This window comes from Enterobacter sp. QK-SA4 (assembly GCF_056856775.1).
Genome location: NZ_JBXFXH010000007.1, coordinates 1,702,303 through 1,722,192 on the forward strand (window position 1 = coordinate 1,702,303; position 19,890 = coordinate 1,722,192).

Sequence of the window (19,890 nt, forward strand, 5' to 3'; positions counted from 1 at the left end):
AATAAACACTCCTCGTTTGCTGATAATCATAATCCCGTTTTATAGTGTATAAATATACAGTGATGAGCGGAGGCAGTATGGACTACAGCATTACGCAGCAACAGAAACGTAAGATTGCCGGTTTTCATTTGGTCGGCCCGTGGGAACACACGGTAAAACAGGGCTTTGAACAGCTGGTCATGTGGGTCGACGGGCGTCACATTGAGCCGCTGGAGTGGGTGGCAGTCTATTACGATAACCCGGATGAAGTCCCGGCAGAAAAACTACGCTGTGATACGGCCGTGACGGTACCGGATGATTTCGTCATCCCGGAAAACAGCGAAGGCGTCATGATGACGGAAATCGCGGCCGGGGATTATGCCGTGGCGACGGCGCGCGTGGAAAACTACGACTTCGCCACGCCGTGGTATCAGTTCTTCAATTCCCTGCTGCAGGACAATAAGTACCAGATGGCGCTCAAACCCTGCTTCGAGCGCTATCTTAATGACGGCAATGCAGACGGCTACTGGGATATCGAAATGTATATCGCGGTAGAGCATAAAACGGCTTAAGCCTGCTAAATGAAGGGTTTTTCAGCCGGGAGCGATCCGCCCGGCTGAAAACACAGTACAATTGTGATTTGCCGTGTAGCTGGAGAGCGGGTGTGCGTCCCGACAAATCATTAACCCCTTTTGAAATTCGGTTGTACAAACATTACCGCGTGGTGCACGGGTGTCGCATCGCGCTGGCTTTCGTATTGACGTTTGTGCTGGTCCGTTTGCTGGATGTTCCGGAAGGGACGTGGCCGCTGATCACCCTGGTAGTGGTAATGGGGCCCATCTCGTTTTGGGGGAACGTTGTTCCGCGCGCCTTCGAGCGAATTGGCGGGACGGTTTTAGGCTCGGCCCTTGGGCTTATTGCCCTTAAGCTGGAGCTTATCTCGTTTCCGGTGATGCTGGCATGGTGCGGTGCCGCCATGTTCCTGTGCGGCTGGCTGGCGTTGGGCAAAAGACCGTATCAGGCCTTGCTGATTGGGATTACTCTCGCGGTGGTTGTCGGTGCGCCCGCCGGGGATATGACCACGGCGCTGTGGCGAAGCGGGGATGTCATCCTGGGGTCACTGCTGGCCATGCTCTTCACCGGTATCTGGCCGCAGCGGGCTTTTCTGCACTGGCGTATTCAGATGGCGAACTACGTCACCGCCTTTAACCGCGTCTATCAGGCCGGTTTTTCCCCGAATCTGGTCGAACGTCCCCGGCTGGAAAAGCATCTGCAAACGATCCTCAACGATGTGGTCAAAATGCGCGGCCTGATCACGCCTGCCAGCAAAGAAACCCATATTCAGAAATCGATTTTCGAAGCCATCCAGACGGTAAGCCGCAATCTGGTCTGCATGCTTGAACTGCAGATCAACGCGCACTGGGCCTCGCGTCCCAGCCATCTGTTAATGCTGAACGCGCAAACCCTGAAAGAGACCCAGCAGATGACGCAGCAAACGCTCTTGACCATTGCCCATGCGCTCTATGAAGGGAACCCGCAGCCGATACTGGCCAACAGCGAGCGGCTGAATGAGATAGTCGCGGAGCTGAAGCAGTTAATCAATGAACGCCAGAGCGATAACGTGGCGGAAACGCCTATTCATGGCTACGTCTGGCTGAGCATGGAGCTGGCGCGGCAGCTTGAGCTGTTATCGCACCTTATTTGCCGGGCGCTGCGCAAATAAAAGGCTTATGTGACGCCTGCTGCTTCGATTCAGCAGCAATTGGGGTTATGATAGCTTTAAACGATATACTCATTGTCATTCGCAGCCGCTGTCAGTAAGGTTATTGTTACAACGGTTGCCTTAACGAATCCGAATCTCACATTATCAGGGGTGTAAAAATGGAAACTACCAAGCCTTCGTTCCAGGATGTTCTGGAATTCGTCCGCCTGTTCCGCCGCAAAAACAAGCTGCAGCGTGAAATCCAGGACGTTGAGAAGAAGATCCGTGACAACCAGAAACGTGTTCTGCTGCTCGACAACCTGAGCGACTACATCAAGCCAGGTATGAGCGTTGAAGCTATTCAGGGCATCATCGCCAGCATGAAGAGCGACTATGAAGACCGCGTTGATGACTACATCATCAAAAATGCTGAGCTGTCCAAAGAGCGTCGTGACATCTCTAAAAAGCTGAAAGTGATGGGCGAAATCAAAAACGGCGAAGCAAAAAGCGAGTAATCGCAGCGAATAGTGAAAAAGGCTCTCTGGTGACAGAGAGCCTTTTTTTATGATTCAGAACGCGGCTGTAGCTGATAAATCCAGGCCTGAACCTGCTTGCCTTCAAGAGTGGTCACCGTGACCTCAACCCGATCGTAGCCGTCTTCAAATTCGTCCAGCATTTGCCAGTTTGCGGCAAGGTTATCCGAGATAAACAGATAGCCTTCGACGCGGGGGGCGTCAGGGTGGAGCACAATTCCCGGGAAGTCCGCCGCGGCGCCCCAGCCGCGTTCGTAAAACGTGCCGGATACGGAACCGGCCAGCCATTCGCCGCCGATGTTTTCAAGAATATGCGCATTAGAGTGGCCCGGGCGCAGCGTGCCGTAGACAAACAGAGCGTTCATTTTCCCTCATCCGCAAAGCAAAAAGCCTGCTTTAAAAGCAGGCTTTTTAAATTTGGCTCCTCTGACTGGACTCGAACCAGTGACATACGGATTAACAGTCCGCCGTTCTACCGACTGAACTACAGAGGAATCGTTGTGGAGGCTTATCTTAGCGGCGAAAAAAGTTTTGTCAAACCTGATCTTAGGGAAAATCGACTGATTGCTGATTCTGTCGTCAGTTTGTTGTAAATCCACACATCTTTTTCTGGAAAATACTTTGCAGGATTAGCATTTGTCCCCCATCATTTGAAATGGAGTTTCAACTTTTCTCGCTAAGGTCCATTTTGAACGTCACTGCCTCCTTACGCCAGGCGATAACTCGCACGCCATGGTATGCAAAACGTAAAAGCTATCGTGTCCTGTTCTGGCGTGAAATCACCCCTCTTGCCGTGCCTATCTTCCTGGAAAATACCTGCGTTCTGCTGATGGGGGTTTTGAGCACCTTCCTGGTGAGCTGGCTGGGAAAAGAGGCGATGGCTGGGGTTGGGCTAGCGGACAGCTTTAACATGGTGGTGATCTCGTTCTTTGCCGCCATAGACCTCGGGACGACGGTGGTGGTGGCCTTTAGCCTCGGCAAGCTTGATCCCAAACGTGCACGCGAGGCGGCCCGCCAGTCGCTGATGATCATGACCATTTTTTCGATCGTTCTGGCGGCGGTGATCCACTATTTCGGTAAAGAGATTATCGATTTTGTCGCCGGGGAGGCCACGAACGAGGTTAAAGACCTGGCGCTGACCTATCTGGAAATGACCGTCTTAAGCTATCCGGCGGCGGCCATTGCGCTGATTGGCAGCGGCGCGCTGCGCGGGGCGGGCAACACCAAAATTCCGCTGCTGATCAACGGCGGGATGAATATCCTGAATATCATTATCAGCAGCGTGCTGATCTATGGCGTGTTCTCGTGGGAGGGGCTGGGGTTCGTCGGTGCCGGACTGGGATTAACCATTTCACGCTATATCGGTGCGGCAGCCATCATCGGGGTACTGATGGCGGGGATTACCCCCTCCCTGCGTCTGACGCTAAAAAGCTATTTCCGCTCCTTTAATTTCGCCATTATCTGGGAAGTGATGGGGATCGGCATTCCCGCCAGCATTGAATCGGTGTTATTCAACGGCGGGAAGCTGCTCACGCAGATGTTTGTCGCCGGGATGGGCACCGACGTTATCGCCGGTAACTTTATAGCCTTCTCTATTGCCTCGCTGATTAACCTGCCGGGTAACGCGCTGGGTTCGGCATCGACCATTATTACGGGTAAGCGGCTCGGGAAAGGGCAGATAGGCCAGGCGGAGCGGCAGCTGCGGCACGTGTTCTGGCTGTCGACCATTGGGCTGACGCTGATCGCCTGGGGAACCGCGCCGTTTGCCGGGCTGATGGCCTCGTTCTATACCCACGAAGACGACGTTAAAGAGGTTGTTAAGATCCTCATCTGGCTCAACGCGGCCTTTATGCCCATCTGGGCGGCCTCATGGGTATTGCCCGCCGGGCTGAAAGGAGCGCGCGATGCCCGCTTTGCGATGTGGGTATCGATGCTCGGCATGTGGGGATGTCGCGTTGTCGCGGGGTATACACTCGGGGTGATGCTCGGATGGGGGGTGGTCGGCGTCTGGCTGGGGATGTTCCTCGACTGGGCCGTGCGGGGCGCGCTGTTCTACTGGCGGATGGTCAGCGGGCGCTGGCTGTGGAAATATCCGCGAAAAAATGCCTGACAATTGCGCGAAGTGGAGAATAATTCGGCAAACGATCGGAAATGTGCATTCTGCCTTTGACATCATGGGGGAGCATCGATAATATGCGCCCCGTTCACACGATTCCTCTGTAGTTCAGTCGGTAGAACGGCGGACTGTTAATCCGTATGTCACTGGTTCGAGTCCAGTCAGAGGAGCCAAATTTAAAAAGCCTGCTTTTAAAGCAGGCTTTTTGCTTTTCTGCGCAAGGTAAATGCAAAACGGCAACCTTGTTGCCGTTTTTAGTGTGTGCACCCTCTCCCGTGGGAGAGGGTTGGGGTGAGGGCACCAGACCGCACGAAATTACACACCAATCGGCGCTGTCGCTTCCACCAGCCACGGACGCGCATCGCTATTCACCAGAGGTGAAAGCACCTCGCGTACCTGCCGGTGATACGCATCCAGCCACTGCTTTTCCTGCTCGCTCAGCAGATGCAGCTCAACCTGACTTAAGTCGATCGGGATCAGCGTCAGCGAGGCAAATTTGCAGAACCCCGGACGGCTCTCCACAATCTCAACCTGGTTTTCAATACGAATACCGTGGCTGTCGCCCAGATAGTAGCCCGGCTCGATAGTCATGATATTGCCCGCCACCAGCGGCCACGGATTGACCTTTTTGGCGATGCGATGCGGGTTCTCGTGGATCAGCAGCTGGTGCCCCACGCCGTGTCCCGTACCGTGATCGTAATCCAGCCCCATCTCCCACAGCGGGCGACGCGCAAACGCATCCAGCTGATGCCCCTGAGTCCCGGAAGGGAACTGCAGGGTAATGAGCGACAGAAAGCCTCTCAGCACGGCGGTGTAGTGCAGGCGCTGCTGCGGATCGACTTTCCCCCACGCCAGCGTACGCGTGGCGTCGGTGGTGCCGTTAACATACTGGCCGCCGGAATCGTTCAGGTAAAAATGGTCATGGCCGATGGGCTGATTGCTGGCCTCGCTCGAGTGATAGTGGCACATCGCCGCATTGCTCGAAGAGGCGGAGATGGTTGCAAAACTCTGCTCGATGAACCCGGGCTGCTGTTGACGAAACGCAAGCTGCTGCGCCTGCGCGTCCAGCTCGGTGAGCGGTTTTCCTGCCGCCTCGCGCCGCGGCACTTCACGGCTCAGCCAGGCGAGGAAGTTGACCCACGCGGCCCCGTCCTGGTGATGGCACTCGCGATAGCCTGCCAGCTCGACCGGATTTTTAGTCGCTTTCATCAGGGTGATGGGGTCAGTCCGCCAGACAATTTCTCCCCGTGGCTCAACGGCGAAGCGCAGGGCCACCGGCGCGGAATCGGCATCAATCATCACCCGTTTGCCTTCAGCAACCTGCTGGCAGCGTTCAATAAAGGTATCCTGCGGGGCAACGGCGAACGCACTGCGCACACCGTCAGGCAGTGCGCTGAGCTTATTGTCGTTAACAAACCACTCAACGCTACCATCACGGCTGAGCAGCGCGAAGGAAAGAGGAACCGGGCTAAAGGGGATATCTGATCCACGCACGTTTAGCAGCCAGGCGATGTTATCCGGCAGCGTCACGGCGAGGAAATCAGCATTGTGTTCTGCCAGCACGGCGGCGACGCGCTGACGTTTGTCCGCGCTGCGTTCACCGCTGTGTTCAACCGGCATTTCACGGATAAGCCCCGCCGGTGCGGCAGGGCGATCGGTCCATAGCGTGTCAAACGGCGAGGCCTTCAGAGGCACCAGCTCGCACGGCGTGGCTGACAGCTGCTCAAACTCTGAATTGGTCATCAGCAGCGCGTCAAAACCGACGCGCGTTCCTGCCTCAACGTTTTCTGCCAGCCATTCTGCCAGCGGCTCGTTGTGAAGGTGGTGGATCTCAACCTCATCCGTATTGACCTGAACGCGTGCCTGAACCTGATAGCGCCCGTCGACGAACAGCAGCGCTTTGTTTTTCAGCACCAGCGCCACGCCGGCCGAGCCGTCAAAGCCCGTCAGCCAGGCCAGCTTTTCGTCGTAAGGCGCGCAGTATTCGCTCTGCCAGGCATCCGCTCGCGGGACGATCATCCCGTCGAGATGGCTGGCCTCAAGCCAGTGGCGCAGGGCAGAGAGCGGTGATGTGCTGGACATTGTTTTTCCTTATCGTTATTAGCGGAACGGCGGCTCGTTGAAGGTGCGCAGCTTGCGCGAATGCAGCTTGTCGCCCTCCGCGCGAAGTAAATCAATCGCACGAATACCAATCTGCAGATGCTCTGAGATAGCTCCTTCATAGAAACGGTTGGCCTGGCCCGGCAGCTTAATTTCGCCGTGCAGCGGCTTATCGGAGACGCACAGCAGCGTGCCGTAAGGGACGCGGAAGCGATACCCCTGCGCGGCGATGGTGGCGCTCTCCATATCGATCGCCACCGCGCGGCTCAGGTTGAACCGCAGCGCGGAGGCGGAGTAGCGCAGCTCCCAGTTGCGGTCATCCGTTGTGACGACCGTACCGGTGCGCAGGCGCTGTTTAACCTCTTCGCCCGGCATGCCGCTGACCTCTTTGGTAGCGTCATACAGCGCGCGCTGTACTTCGGCGATGCTCGGGATTGGGATATCCGGCGGCAGCACCGCATCAAGCACGTGGTCATCGCGCAGATAGGCGTGAGCCAGCACGTAGTCGCCAATCAGCTGGCTTTCGCGCAGGCCGCCGCAGTGGCCAATCATCAGCCATACGTCCGGGCGCAGTACCGCCAGATGGTCGCAGATGGTCTTGGCATTTGACGGGCCAACGCCGATGTTGATCAGGGTGATGCCCTGACCGTCGGCGGTGATCAGGTGCCAGGCGGGCATCTGGTGCTTTTTCCACGCCAGGTCGGAAATGGCCTGCTCGGGCGCTTCGGTTTCAGCGGTGATCCAGATCCCGCCCGCGCAGGACAGCGCGATATACGGGCTTTCCGGGTCGAGGATCTGGCTGCAGCCCCAGCGGACAAACTCATCGACGTAACGGGTGTAGTTGGTAAAGAGCACGAACGGCTGGAAATGTTCGACTGGCGTACCGGTGTAGTGGCGCAGGCGCGCCAGGGAGAAATCGACCCGGCGGGCATCAAAATGCGACAGGGGAGAAAATTCTGCCGGATGATAAATCCCGTCGGCCGTCTCATCGCCAATCTGGGAAAGCTCGGTGGTCGGGAAGTGGCGGGTCAGCCCCGCGCTCATGGAGCGGTCAAGGGTTAACGCCGAACCGTCAATCACGTAGGGATACGGGATCTCATGCTGGGAGGGCTCAACGGCAATGTGCGCGCCGTAATCCTGGTACAGCAGCGTGAGTTGTTCTTCAAGATACGGGCGGAACAGCGCAGGGCGGGTGACGGTGGTGCTGTAGCAGCCGGAGTGGGTAAAACGCGCGTAGGCGCGGGTTTTGGGATTACTGCTGGCGCTGCCGTCCCAGGTCACAGAGAGCGATGGATAAACAAAAAGGCCCTCGGTTCTGGCCTTTTGGTCGGGAAGTTTCCCTGTTTCGATATATTCGCTGATGGCGCTGCGCAGCGCGTTGACGGACTGTTCATACAGCGCGTCGAGTTTTTCCAGCGCCTGAGCCGGGGTCAGGCTGGAGCCCTTATTATTCATCTCTGTCTCCTTGTTCCACAGGTGTGCGACTCTACCCGATAGTATGTCACACGCCTGTGAAACAAAAGGGAGATCAGCCGTGGCTCGTCTCTTTCATCAGCAGCGCCGTTGCCGCCGACAGCAGGCAGCCGGCGAGCAGATAAATCGCCACGCTGTGCCAGTTGCCGCCGGAGAAGGTCACCAGCGCGGCGGCAATAAACGGCGTAAATCCGCCACCGACCACGCTTGCGACCTGGTAGCCCACGCCCGCGCCGCTGTAGCGGTAGCTTGCGCCAAACAGCTCGGTGAACATCGGCTGCTGCACGCACACCACCATGTCGTGAGCGATGTTGGCGAGCATGATGGCGAAGAAGACAATCCAGAAGATCGACTGCGCCTCCAGCGCCATAAAGAATGGCCAGGCGCTGAGGGTGCCAATCAGCGCCCCGGTGATGTAAACGCGACGGCGGCCAAACCTGTCCGCCAGCCACGCGAAGCAGGGGATTGTCAGGCAGCTGATCCCGCCGACCAGCAGGCCAATATTCAGGAACAGCTCGCGCGGCAGACCGAGATTCTGCGTCGAGTAGTTCAGGGCAAACGCGGTGGCGATATACATCGTCAGCAGCTCGCACAGGCGCAGGGCGATAATTTTCAGAAAAGCGCCAGGGTGCTGAACCAGCGCTTCCATCACAGGCAGACGCTTTTTGGCGAGCGGTTTTTCCCGCTGCTGCTGTTCGAATTCCGCGGACTCTTCCATCCCGTTGCGGATCCACAGCGCGGCGATGACCAGCACGATGCTGAAGATGAACGGAATGCGCCAGCCCCAGCTCAGGAACTGCTCGTCAGTAGTAAGCTGGCTGATTAGCGATACCAGCCCGGTGGAAAGCAGAAGGCCTACGCCGTACCCGACCTGTACGCCGCTGCTGTAAAACGCTTTTCTGTGCTTCGGCGCGCTCTCAACGGACAGCAGCGCCGCACCGCCCCATTCGCCGCCTACGGCGAAGCCCTGGATGGCGCGTAGGGTGACCAGCAGTACCGGTGCCCACCAGCCGATAGAGGCAAACGAGGGGAGAATACCGATAAGCGCGGTGGCGATCCCCATCATCCAGACGGTGAGCATCAGCATGCGCTTGCGGCCCAGGCGGTCGCCGAAGTGGCCGAAGATCACACCGCCCAGCGGGCGAAACAGAAAGCCGACGCCGAAGGTGGCAAACGCGGCGAGCGTGCCCATCGCGGGGCTGACCTGAGGAAAAAACTCGCGGTTAAACACCAGGGCGGCAGTGATGCCGTAAAGCAGAAAATCATACCAGTCGACGACGGCACCCGCGAAGCTGCCTAAGGCTGCGCGGCGGGCACGATTGAGCGAAGGTGTCTCCTCGTTGGGACGATCGGAGATGAGGGTGGAGTCCATAGTTGTCCTGTCCGTACTGATTTTTAATTATTGGTATAAGAAAAGGTCACTCACAAAGCAGCCGCCATATAAACGGAACCTATGAGACTACCGCGACAAAACGCCTGAGAAAACGTTTTTATCTTTCCGGAAGGCGCTGAATAAATAAATTTCATCTACACCTGCGCCGTATAATTATGTCTTCCCGGCTCCGTTAAGTGCTGAATGGTTTACAGTAATAGTGACTGCTGCGCGAGTTAAGCTGAGGGAATAACGATGCAACGCACCTTTTTGGCATTCTTGATGGTCCTGTTTTTATTCGTCGCACCGCTTCATGCGGAGCCCAACGTCTATGGTGAACAGCGTATCAGCGGCTGGTGGAATGCGCTGACGGATGATATCTCCCGGACCTGGGAAGAGCCTCAACGTTACGATCTGTACCTGCCGTTCCTGAGCTGGCACGCCCGCTTTATGTACGACAAGGAAAAAACGGACAATTACAATGAAATGCCGTGGGGCGGCGGGCTGGGCGTTTCCCGCTATAACGAAGAGGGCAACTGGAGCGCGCTGTTCGCGATGATGTTCAAGGACTCGCACAACGAATGGCAGCCCGCGATGGGCTATGGCTGGGAGAAGGGCTGGTATCTGGATAATGCCAAAGATTTCCGCCTCGGGCTCGGTGCCGCGGCGGGCATCACGGCGCGAGATGATTTTGCAAACTATGTCCCGCTACCGTTCATCTTCCCACTTTTTTCGGCCGGGTATAAGCGCGTTACCGTCCAGTTCACCTACATTCCCGGGACTTATAACAACGGTAACGTGCTCTTTGCCTGGCTGCGCTTAGGCTTTTAAAGGGTGATCACCTTTTTTGCCACGGCGTTAGACAATATCAGCATGGAGAAGAGAACAGAGGTAATGAAAGTGAGCACAATCAGCGCCAGCTTCATACCGAGAGAGGTCACCGGTATCAGCGCCGTCAGGAGATGAAACACCGAGTAATGCACAATGTACACGCCGGTCATCGTTTTGCTGATAGCGGCCAGAATGGACTCTTTAAATTCAGCATTGCGGCGAAAGCGCACGCCGTTTGCCGCAATCACCAGCGCGATGATCAAAATGTAAATTTGAGAGCCGGTGAGAATAAAGGCGTTTCTGTCCGCCTTGAACAGCGCGAAGAAGAAGTGGCGCTCGTAAAACCAGGTGAAGAGGTAGATAAACGGGATGGCGACAACCGCCGCCCTGACCACATTTTTGCGGCTAATCCACTCGGCGACTTTCGGGTCGCAGAAGAGTTGCCCCGTCAGATAAAACAGCAGCCACGTCCACAGCCGATACTGTGGTGAAAGAGAAAGGGCGTGCGCCTCAGGATAGAGCGCCGATAGCAGATCGTATCCGTAGGAAAAGAGCAGTAGGGCGGCAATCGCGCCGCAGAACAGCGCTCGCCGCTGGCTGAGCCACTCCACCGCCGGGTGGAAGGTGTAAATCACCACAAACGCAAACACGAACCAGGGCTGGATTAAATACCCGCGCTGATAGGGCTCCCACAGGTAGTAGATCGTTATCCAGAACAGAAAAACAATCACCAGGCTTTTAATTTTACCCAACTGCCAGCGGGTGCCGTGCCGGGATTGTCCGTCGAGATAGCCCGCAACCACAAAAAACAGCGGCGTGGCAATCGTCGAGATAAAGGTTAAAAACCCCAGGATCCAGTGATAGTCATAATCATAAAGATCCCAGGTATTATAGATGGTGAAGAAGGTGACCGCCGTCATACAGCCCTGCGTTTTGATAATGTTCAGCCCTGTCGCATTCATTGTTGTTTGGCTTCGTCCTTACGATGGAAACACGCATAAATCACGGGGAGTACCAGCAGCGTCAGGATTGTAGCAAATCCCAGTCCAAACATAATGACAACGGCCATGCTCTGGAAGAAAACGTCCAGCAGCAGCGGAGCCAGGCCCAGTACGGTCGTGAAAGCGGTGAGCAGGATAGGGCGCAGGCGCGAGGTGGCGGCGTACACGATCGCCTCGTGCTGGTCCTTTTGCGTTTTCTGCTGTTCGATCTCTTCCACCAGCACGATGCCGTTACGGATGAGCATGCCGCTCAGGCTCAGCAGGCCAATCAGCGCCATAAAGCCGAACGGGATACCGGTAATCAAGAATCCAGGCGTGACGCCAATCAACGCCAGCGGCACGGTCAGCCAGATGGCGACGGCATTTTTTACCGAGCTGAACATCAGTACGGTGATAACAAACATCACCAGATACCCGAGAGGTAGCGTAGTGAATAGCCCCTGCTGCGCTTCGCTGGAGTTTTCCGCGTCGCCCCCCCACTCGATGCTGTAGCCGTGTGGCAGGCTAAGGGCATCAATCTGCGGCTTCACGCGGGCGAGAATGTCCCCGGAGGTTTGCTGGCTCAGCGGGTCCGGGTCCGTCTGCACCGTCAGCACCCTCGAGCGGTCGCGTCGAAGGATGAGCGGATCTTCCCACTCCAGTGAGAAGCGGCTGACGACGTTACTCAGCGGGATATACTGCTGCCGCGTCTGGCTCCACACCAGCACGTTGTTCAGGTGATTGGCGTCCAGCCGTTCGCTCTCAGGCGGGCGCACCACGACCGGGAGCAGGTCGCTGCCTTCCCGGTACAGCCCAGCCCGGCTGCCGGAGAAGTTCATCTCCAGCGCGTTATCAACGTCCTGCTTATCTACGCCAAGCTCGCGGCCCAGGGCGGCAACGTACTGTGGGCGGATCACCTTGCTGCGGTTTTGCCAGTCGTTCCTGACGCTGCCCGTGGCCGGGTCGCGGGTGAGGATGTCGTCCACCTGGCTGGCAATCAGGCGCAGCCTGTCAGGGTCGGGGCCTTTAATGCGCACCTCAATGGCGCTGTCGCCGGAGGGGCCAAACATCACGCGCTTGGTGCTGGCGTTGACCTGCGGATAGTTTCGCGCGATGTACTCGTCCACGTGGCGCGTCAGGGCGGAGATGTTGCGCTGGTCGTCCATGCGCACCATGATCTGCGCATAGTTGCTGTACTGGCGCTGTCCGCTGTAGGTCAGAATGAAGCGCATACTTCCCTGACCAATGGTTGAGACGGTGGTCTCCACGCCCGGCTGGCCATTGATCGTCTTTTCAATATCGCTGGTCATTTTCTCAGTCCACTTGATATCGGTGCCGTAGGGTAGCCACAGGTCGACAAAGAAAATCGGCGTATTAGACGACGGGAAAAAGTTTTGCCGCACGGCGCCGAAGCCCCAGACAGAGGCTGCCAGCAGCGCAGCCATCACAATGAGCGTCGGTGCCTTATGGTGCAGCAGCGCGTTAAGCAGGCGCTGGTAGGCGCGGTAGAGGCGTTTGTCGTAAGGATCTGACTCGTCGGTTTTATCGGGCGCGCTGTCGTTTTTAAACAACCACCACTTAATCAGCACCGGGGTGAGGGTGAGCGCAGAGAACCAGCTCAGCATCAGGGAAATCAGCAGCACCTGGAACAGGGATTTACAATATTCCCCGGTGGAATCCTGCGACAGCCCGATAGGGGCAAACGCCAGGATGGCAATCACCGTCGCCCCCAGCAGCGGCAGGGCGGAGCGGCGGATGATGTAGTTCACGGCGGTCAGCAGAGGCGAGCCCTGCTGTCGGGCAATCAACACCCCTTCGACAATCACGATGGCGTTATCCACCAGCATGCTGAGGGCGATAATCAGCGCCCCGAGCGAGATGCGCTGTAGCTCAATGCCACACAGATACATAATCAGCAGCGTGCCCAGCACGTTAAGGGCGAGAGAAACCGCAATGATGATCCCGCTGCGTACGCCCATAAAGATCAGCAGCACGCCGATGACAATCGCCAGCGCCATCAGGAAGTTAATAATAAAACCGTTAACGGAGTGGCCCACTTCGGCTGCCTGATCGTAAAACAGATCTATCTGTATGCCTGCCGGTTTTTCCGCCGACATCTGGCTTAGCTTCGCCTCCAGCGCGTGGCCCACGTCGATAACGTTCACGCCGGGAATAAACGAGACGCCCATGGTGACGGCTTTTTTACCGTTGGCATGGTAGATACTGGCCGGCGATTCGTTCAGCCCGCGCGACAGCGTGGCGATATCCCGCAGACGCGTCGCCGCCCCGGTGCCGGAAGGCGTGATGATGATATCCGCCAGTTCATCAAGATTCTCGAACTCACCGGTCGGGTGCAGGCGAATGGATTCGGTGCCGGAGGTGATTTCTCCTGCGCTGGAAACGACGTTAAGTCTGCTGAGCAGGGCGGAAAGCTGGTTCAGCGTAATGCCGCGCGCGGCCATTTTGGTTAGGGAGATATCGATATTGACCTGTTGGCTAATCGCCCCGCCGATGGCGACCTTCGCGACGCCGGGTATCAGAATTAACTCCCGGCGCAGCTGCTCCGCATATCTCACCAGTTCAGGATTACTGAATTCATCTCCGGAAATGGCGAAGAAGAAGCCGAACACGTCGCCGAAATCGTCATTCACAAAGGGCGTGACGACGCCGGGCGGGAACTGACGCGAGGCATCGCCCACGCGGCGGCGCAGTTCATCCCAAATCTGCGGCAGCTCGTTCGAGTGATAGCGTGAAGCGATGTTAACGGTGATTTGCGACAGACCGTTTGAAGAGATGGAGCTCACGTTGTCCAGATAAGGCAGCTGCTGAAGGGCATTCTCCAGCGGAAGCGTCACCTCCTCTTCAACCTGCTGAGCGGATGCGCCGGGGTAGTGGGTGACCACCACTGCGGTTTTGATGGTAAAGGCGGGATCTTCCAGCCTGCCGATATTCAACAGGGCGAAAATACCCCCGATGCCCAGCAGCAGGATCGTTAGCCAGACGCGAACAGGGTTATTGATAAATTGACGAGAGATATCCATTACAGTCCCCGTTCACGCGTCCAGATACGTACCGGCTGGTTAGCATGGAGCTCCCCAACGCCCGCGGCCACCACGCGTTCGCCTGCCTTAAGCCCGCTGGTAATCACCACCCCTTCGGTGCTCACTTGCCCCACGCTGACCTTGCGGTCTTCGAGATGGAGCGCGTCGCCTTCGCCCGTTACGACCCAGACGTGCGGCTCGTTGCGCGGGCTGTTGTTCGGGTTAAAGACTGCCTCAACCGGTACGACCAGCGCCTGAGCGTCCGCGCCCGCCGGAAGGTTGGTTAAATTGATGGTCACCGTACCGCTTACGCCACCGACGGCGGGAAAATCATCCGGGCGCGGCATGGTCAGTATCACCTGCCAGGTCAGGGTATTACTGTCGCTGCTGCCCGAGTGCTCTTTGTAGACGGCGGTAAATTCCCGATCCGGCATGGCGTTAATTTTCACCACGGGGCGATACTGCGCGTTGCGGATATCAAAGGCCTTAAAGAGGTTTTCAGGGATACTGAACACCACGTCCAGCAGGTCGGTGCGGGTTAACGTGGCAATGGGCTGACCGGGGGACACCACCTGATGGTTTCGGACATGTACGCTGGCCACCGTCCCGCTGAAGGGGGCGACGAGCGTCATCTGATTCAGCTCTTCCCGAGCAATTTGTAGCGCCGCATTCGCCGAATCGCGGTTCGCGCGCTGCACGTCCATTTCTGCTTTCGAAATCGCCTGGCGGCCCGCCAGCGTCTGGAAGCGATCGAATTGCCTCTGGGCCAGCGTCGCCGCCGTTTGTCTGTCGTTAACCCGCTGCTGGGCTTCACTGGCGTTCAGTCTGGCAAGCTGTTGCCCCTGTTTGATGGCTGCGCCCTGACGAACATCGAGCGCTTCAATTTGGCCTGCGCGCTTGAAGGAAAGGTCTGTGGCATCGCCCGATTCAATGCGGGCGGGGAAAACGCGCTGCTGGGCGTGACCGGGAGCCGTCACCTCCGCCACTTTTACCATCCTGGGCAGGGGGGATGCTTGCTTGGGTTTCGGGTCGCACGCCGTGAGCGTTAACAAAACGAACGGTAAAAGAGAGAGGTAGCGGTTCACTGTATTCCCCTAATAAATAACTGTTTTATTTATTCCATAACCTGGACAGGGGTGACACTATTCAGCCAGAACAGTGACGACCATATAGGTAAATAAACCAATCGCCGTGCTGGCGATAATAGCAAGCGCGATAAACATACCCAGGCGGATCAGGCTTAAACCATACATAAATTCCTCCATGAGCCGGAAGCGGTGGCTGACTATGAGCATAGTCTGCGAAAAGATAAATGTTAAATAACCATTATCAGTGGGCAAGCGCTAAACCTGATATTCCTGTGCTACGTTTAATATCATCCATCTCTTTTTACCGTAACTGGCATTAAGGGCAACCCCCTGCATTTAATGCGTTTTTTGCTTCATTCACTCTCGTGTTGGTTATAAAAAGGATGCTCGATATGTATAAAAACATTCTCGTTCCGGTGGATGTCTACGAGACAAGCCTGGCGGATAAAGCGTTGCAGCATGCACAGTTTCTGGCGCAAAGCGCATCGGGTGACATTCATTTACTGCACGTCATGCCCAAATTTTCAGCCGAACTGACGCGCGGTTTTATTTCAGATGCGCGCAAGATGGATGAATATATGATTAATAATTCGAAAGAAAAGCTGTCTGACCTGGTCAAAAAATTGAATCTGCCGGAAGATCGTGTTCATCTCCATGTTCGTAGCGGAAATGTTCGTGATGAGGTTATTAAGCTGGCGGATGAACTTACCGTCGGCGCGATTATTGTCGGCTCGCGAAATCCAAATATTCAAACCCATTTGTTAGGTTCGGAGGCGGCAAGTATTGTCCGTTACGCCCATGTTCCTGTTTTCGTTATTCGTTAATTACATGAAAGCAAGGTGATTTCTGAATAGAACCTGAGGAAGGAACGATGAAAACAGGAAAACCTGAACGTCCGTATTATCAACAAACCGTTGACGAAACCCTGTCGAATATCCACTCCACTCTGGAAGGACTTAGCGGCACTGAGGCATCAGCCCGACTTCAGCAGCATGGTGAGAATGCGTTGCCGCAAAAAAAGGGCAAACCCGCCTGGCTGCGCTTCCTGGCGCATTTTAACGACGTATTGATTTACGTTCTGCTGGTGGCCGCGTTGCTTAAGCTCTTTATGGGCCACTGGGTAGACATGTTTGTGATCCTTGGGGTTGCCATCATTAACGCGCTGATTGGCCATATCCAGGAGAGCAATGCTGAAAAATCGTTGCAGAGCATTCGCAATATGCTCTCCAGCGAAGCCGTAGTGGTACGACAGGGGAATCATGAAACGATCCCCACCACGGCGCTGGTCCCGGGAGATATCGTGGTGATCCGCGCCGGAGATCGTATCCCTGCGGACCTGCGCGTGATTGAAGCGCATAACCTTCGCGTGGAGGAGGCCATCCTGACCGGCGAATCCACCGTTGTTGAGAAAAACAGCGATGCGTTAAGCGGGGAACTGCCCTTAGGTGACCGGTATAATCTGCTCTACTCGGGCACCACCGTCAGCTCCGGCGGCGGTAAAGGCGTGGTGGTAGCAACCGGGGGTGAGACCGAGCTGGGCCACATCAATCAGATGATGTCCGACATTGAAAAGCACCGCACGCCGCTGATGGTGCAGATGGACAAGCTCGGTAAGACCATCTTCATCACTATCCTGGTGATGATGGTGGCGCTGTTTGTCTTTAGCCTCTTGTTCCGGGATATGCCGGTTTCTGAACTGGTGCTGTCGCTTATCAGCCTCGCCGTTGCCGCCGTGCCGGAAGGCCTGCCGGCCATCATCTCCATCATCCTTTCGCTTGGCGTACAGGCCATGGCGCGCCGCAAGGCCATCATTCGCAAGCTGCCTACGGTTGAAACGCTGGGGGCGATGACGGTCATCTGTTCGGATAAAACCGGCACCCTGACGATGAATGAAATGACGGTCAAAGCGGTGATTACCGCTGACACGACCTATCGCGTGGAGGGCGACAGCTACGAACCGGTGGGGAATATTCACCCCGTAGATGACCCAACGCCCGTCAGCGTGACGCAGGGTTCCCTGCTGGAACGCTACCTGCGCACCATTGACCTTTGTAATGACAGCCAGCTGATCAAAGACGAGCAGGGGCTGTGGAAAATCACCGGGGGCCCAACCGAGGGCGCGCTGAAGGTGCTGGCGGCGAAAATCCCGCTCCCACCGCTCGATACCGAAATGCGCAGCAAAATCCCGTTTGATTCACAGTATAAATACATGTCCACCCTGTACCGGCTGGGTGATGAAGAGGTGATTTTAATCACCGGCGCGCCGGACGTCCTGTTCCGCCTCTGCCAGTACCAGCAGACGAATGACGGGCTGCAGCCGTTCGATCAGCCTTACTGGGAAGGGAAGATTGAAGAATATGCCCGGGAAGGTCTGCGCATGGTGGCCGCGGCCTGGAAACCTGCCCGCGAGGGGCAACGCGAGCTGGATCACCCGGACCTGCATGATGGCGTGATCCTGCTGGGTATTGCTGGAATGATGGATCCGCCGCGTCCGGAGGCCATTACCGCCATTGCCGACTGTCTGCAGGCCGGGATCCGCGTGAAAATGATCACCGGCGACCACCCGCAAACGGCCATGAGCATTGGGCAAATGTTGGGGATTGGTAACGCCGCAAGCGCTATCACCGGACGTGAGCTGGAAGCGATGGACGATCCTCAGCTGAGTGACGCCGCGCAGCAGTACGATATTTTCGCCCGAACCAGCCCGGAGGATAAATTCCGCCTTGTGCAGGCCCTGCAAAGTAAGCAGGAAGTCGTGGGCATGACCGGGGATGGCGTAAATGATGCCCCGGCGCTCAAGCGGGCGGATGTGGGTATCGCCATGGGAATCAAGGGAACCGAAGTAACCAAGGAAGCCGCCGACATGGTGTTAACGGACGACAACTTTGCCACCATTGCCAGCGCGGTGCACGAGGGACGCCGGGTTTACGACAACCTGAAAAAGACCATTCTGTTCGTTATCCCCAGCAACATCGCGCAGGCTCTGCTGATCATCATCGCGCTGCTGGCGGGGAACCTGATCCCGCTGACGCCGGTCCTGATCCTGTGGATGAACATGGCCACGTCAGCAACGCTGTCGTTTGGCCTGGCGTTTGAAGCGGGTGAGAAAGACATCATGAACCGGCCACCGCGCAAGGCTAATCTCCATGTGATGGACGGCTATGCCATCTGGCGCGTGGTGTTTGTCGGTCTGATGATTGCCATTAGCGCCTTCGTGCTGGAAGCCTGGCTACAGCCGCGCGGCTATTCGGCGGAATTTATCCGCACCGTGCTGCTGCAAACCCTGGTGACCGCGCAGTGGTTCTACATGCTTAACTGCCGCGTGAATGACGGCTTCTCGCTGAGCAAAGGCCTGCTGGCGAATAAAGGGATTTGGATCGTGAGCGGCGTACTGCTGGCGCTACAGCTTCTTATCATTTACGCACCGTTCATGCAGATGCTGTTTGGCACCGAAGCGCTGCCGTTCCGCTACTGGGTCATCACCTTCCTGATTGGTTTTGTGATGTTCCTTATTGTCGAGGCGGAGAAAGTGCTGACGCGCAGGTGGCGCAAAACCGAAGCGTAATAGCGTAAACTGAGAAAGCCTGCCTGAGTCCGGGCTTTCTCTTTTTTGAGCGCAGAAAACTATGATTCGACTTACCTGGTTCGTCCTTACGCTGTGTGCCGCTGTACCCGGTGCGTTTGCCGTAACCTATACGCTTCCGCCGGAAGGCAGTCGTCTGGTGGGAACCCCGATTATCATCACCGTTCCTGAAGGTAACACGCTGCCTCTGGAAGCCTTTGCCGCGCAGTACGGGCAGGGGCTGAGCAATCTGCTGGAAGCGAACCCGGGCGTAGATCCTTTTTTGCCTAAATCCGGCACCCGGCTGGTGATCCCTCAGCAGCTGATTTTGCCCGACACCGTCCGCGAGGGCATTATCGTGAATGCTGCGGAAATGCGTCTCTACTATTATCCGCCTGGCGGTAATACCGTTGAAGTTCTGCCCATCGGCATAGGTCAGGCCGGACGCGAAACCCCGCGTAACTGGGTGACGGCCGTTGAGCGTAAGCAGGAGGGGCCAACCTGGTCTCCGACGCCGAACACGCGCCGTGCCTATGCGGCAGAAGGGAAAACGCTTCCGGCATTCGTACCCGCCGGGCCGGATAACCCGATGGGGCTGTATGCCATTTATATCGGCAGGCTGTATGCCATTCACGGCACAAACTCGAATTTCGGCATCGGGCTGCGGGTAAGTCAGGGCTGTATTCGTCTGCGTAATAACGACATCAAGTATCTTTTCGATAACGTTCCCGTAGGCACCCGCGTGCAGCTTATCGACAGGCCGGTTAAAGTCACCACCGAGCCGGACGGCAGCCGCTGGGTGGAAGTTCACGAGCCATTATCACGTAACCGCGCGGAGTTTGAGTCAACCCGGAAAGTGCCGCTGCCTATTTCAGCCGCGCAGCGAACGCAGCTGATAAACGAGGGCGCGGGCGCTGAGCTGGAACGGCGGTCGGGGATGCCGGTGAAGCTTGGCATGTAGAGGCATAGTGCGGACTGGTTCCCTCACCCCAACCCTCTCCCACGGGAGAGGGGGCACACACGAGCCCCGTAGGTCGGGTAAGGCGAAGCCGCCACCCGACAATTTTTCGAGATGCAGAAAAGCAAAAAGCCTGCTTTAAAAGCAGGCTTTTC

Annotated in this window: 15 protein-coding genes and 2 tRNA genes; 9 read left to right on the forward strand and 8 right to left on the reverse strand. The window is 56.6% G+C overall.

Annotation, left to right across the window (positions count from 1 at the left end; all coding sequences use genetic code 11):
* The first annotated feature begins 77 nt into the window (after positions 1-77).
* The 3 genes from sbmC to AC1VYI_RS09650 all read left to right on the forward strand — a co-directional run bounded on the left by sbmC (position 78) and on the right by AC1VYI_RS09650 (position 2,196).
* The gene (sbmC, locus tag AC1VYI_RS09640) at positions 78-551 is read left to right on the forward strand and encodes a DNA gyrase inhibitor SbmC (RefSeq protein WP_134865965.1); all 474 of its coding nucleotides are present in this window, start codon (positions 78-80) and stop codon (positions 549-551) included.
* A gap of 92 nt (positions 552-643) precedes the next feature.
* Positions 644-1,702 (forward strand): FUSC family protein, encoded by a 1,059-nt coding sequence (locus AC1VYI_RS09645; protein ID WP_023312358.1) that lies wholly within the window; start codon positions 644-646, stop codon positions 1,700-1,702.
* 158 nt (positions 1,703-1,860) lie between these two features.
* Positions 1,861-2,196, forward strand: a complete 336-nt coding sequence (locus AC1VYI_RS09650) for a DUF496 family protein (RefSeq protein WP_008499467.1) — start codon at positions 1,861-1,863, stop codon at positions 2,194-2,196.
* A 47-nt stretch (positions 2,197-2,243) separates the two neighbouring features.
* Here AC1VYI_RS09650 and AC1VYI_RS09655 read toward each other — a convergent pair whose 3' ends face one another.
* Positions 2,244-2,579 carry a gamma-glutamylcyclotransferase family protein gene (locus AC1VYI_RS09655; RefSeq protein ID WP_023312357.1) on the reverse strand — a complete coding sequence of 112 codons (336 nt, stop codon included), beginning with the start codon at positions 2,577-2,579 and terminating at the stop codon, positions 2,244-2,246.
* Between the two features lie 53 nt (positions 2,580-2,632).
* Positions 2,633-2,708, reverse strand: a tRNA-Asn gene (locus tag AC1VYI_RS09660).
* A gap of 161 nt (positions 2,709-2,869) precedes the next feature.
* Here AC1VYI_RS09660 and emmdR point away from each other — a divergent pair.
* Positions 2,870-4,324 (forward strand): multidrug efflux MATE transporter EmmdR, encoded by a 1,455-nt coding sequence (gene emmdR / locus AC1VYI_RS09665; RefSeq protein ID WP_319003425.1) that lies wholly within the window; start codon positions 2,870-2,872, stop codon positions 4,322-4,324.
* A gap of 103 nt (positions 4,325-4,427) precedes the next feature.
* Positions 4,428-4,503 (forward strand) — tRNA-Asn (locus AC1VYI_RS09670).
* Between the two features lie 142 nt (positions 4,504-4,645).
* Here the strand turns inward: AC1VYI_RS09670 and AC1VYI_RS09675 are convergent.
* The 3 genes from AC1VYI_RS09675 to shiA all read right to left on the reverse strand — a co-directional run bounded on the left by AC1VYI_RS09675 (position 4,646) and on the right by shiA (position 9,275).
* Positions 4,646-6,412 (reverse strand): aminopeptidase P family protein, encoded by a 1,767-nt coding sequence (locus tag AC1VYI_RS09675; protein WP_134865966.1) that lies wholly within the window; start codon positions 6,410-6,412, stop codon positions 4,646-4,648.
* A gap of 18 nt (positions 6,413-6,430) precedes the next feature.
* Positions 6,431-7,885 carry an AMP nucleosidase gene (locus AC1VYI_RS09680; RefSeq protein WP_047741631.1) on the reverse strand — a complete coding sequence of 485 codons (1,455 nt, stop codon included), beginning with the start codon at positions 7,883-7,885 and terminating at the stop codon, positions 6,431-6,433.
* Between the two features lie 73 nt (positions 7,886-7,958).
* On the reverse strand, positions 7,959-9,275 hold the full coding sequence (gene shiA, locus AC1VYI_RS09685; protein WP_134865967.1) for a shikimate transporter: 1,317 nt from the start codon (positions 9,273-9,275) through the stop codon (positions 7,959-7,961).
* A gap of 255 nt (positions 9,276-9,530) precedes the next feature.
* On the opposite strand from shiA, the gene pagP reads away from it, so the two are divergent.
* The gene (gene pagP, locus AC1VYI_RS09690; protein WP_134865968.1) at positions 9,531-10,106 is read left to right on the forward strand and encodes a lipid IV(A) palmitoyltransferase PagP; all 576 of its coding nucleotides are present in this window, start codon (positions 9,531-9,533) and stop codon (positions 10,104-10,106) included.
* On the opposite strand, the gene AC1VYI_RS09695 is transcribed toward pagP, so the two are convergent.
* From AC1VYI_RS09695 to AC1VYI_RS09705, 3 genes are read right to left on the reverse strand one after another with little or no spacing between them, the layout of a single operon-like run.
* The gene (locus AC1VYI_RS09695) at positions 10,103-11,068 is read right to left on the reverse strand and encodes an acyltransferase (protein WP_134865969.1); all 966 of its coding nucleotides are present in this window, start codon (positions 11,066-11,068) and stop codon (positions 10,103-10,105) included. The two genes, pagP and AC1VYI_RS09695, sit on opposite strands and share 4 nt — an antisense overlap.
* Positions 11,065-14,127 carry an efflux RND transporter permease subunit gene (locus AC1VYI_RS09700; protein WP_059445025.1) on the reverse strand — a complete coding sequence of 1,021 codons (3,063 nt, stop codon included), beginning with the start codon at positions 14,125-14,127 and terminating at the stop codon, positions 11,065-11,067. Before AC1VYI_RS09700 ends, AC1VYI_RS09695 begins: the two co-directional genes overlap by 4 nt.
* Positions 14,127-15,212, reverse strand: a complete 1,086-nt coding sequence (locus AC1VYI_RS09705; RefSeq protein WP_047741634.1) for an efflux RND transporter periplasmic adaptor subunit — start codon at positions 15,210-15,212, stop codon at positions 14,127-14,129. The genes AC1VYI_RS09700 and AC1VYI_RS09705 overlap by 1 nt, the downstream gene beginning before the upstream one ends.
* Positions 15,213-15,607: 395 nt before the next feature.
* Here AC1VYI_RS09705 and AC1VYI_RS09710 point away from each other — a divergent pair, with 395 nt between their 5' ends.
* From AC1VYI_RS09710 to ldtA, 3 genes are all read left to right on the forward strand, one after another.
* Positions 15,608-16,039 (forward strand): universal stress protein, encoded by a 432-nt coding sequence (locus tag AC1VYI_RS09710; RefSeq protein ID WP_063928012.1) that lies wholly within the window; start codon positions 15,608-15,610, stop codon positions 16,037-16,039.
* Positions 16,040-16,086: 47 nt separating this feature from the next.
* A complete protein-coding gene (locus AC1VYI_RS09715; protein WP_134865970.1) occupies positions 16,087-18,780 on the forward strand; it encodes a cation-transporting P-type ATPase in 2,694 nt (897 codons plus the stop codon).
* A gap of 61 nt (positions 18,781-18,841) precedes the next feature.
* Positions 18,842-19,738 (forward strand): L,D-transpeptidase, encoded by an 897-nt coding sequence (gene ldtA / locus AC1VYI_RS09720; protein WP_023312346.1) that lies wholly within the window; start codon positions 18,842-18,844, stop codon positions 19,736-19,738.
* Positions 19,739-19,890: the final 152 nt, after the last annotated feature.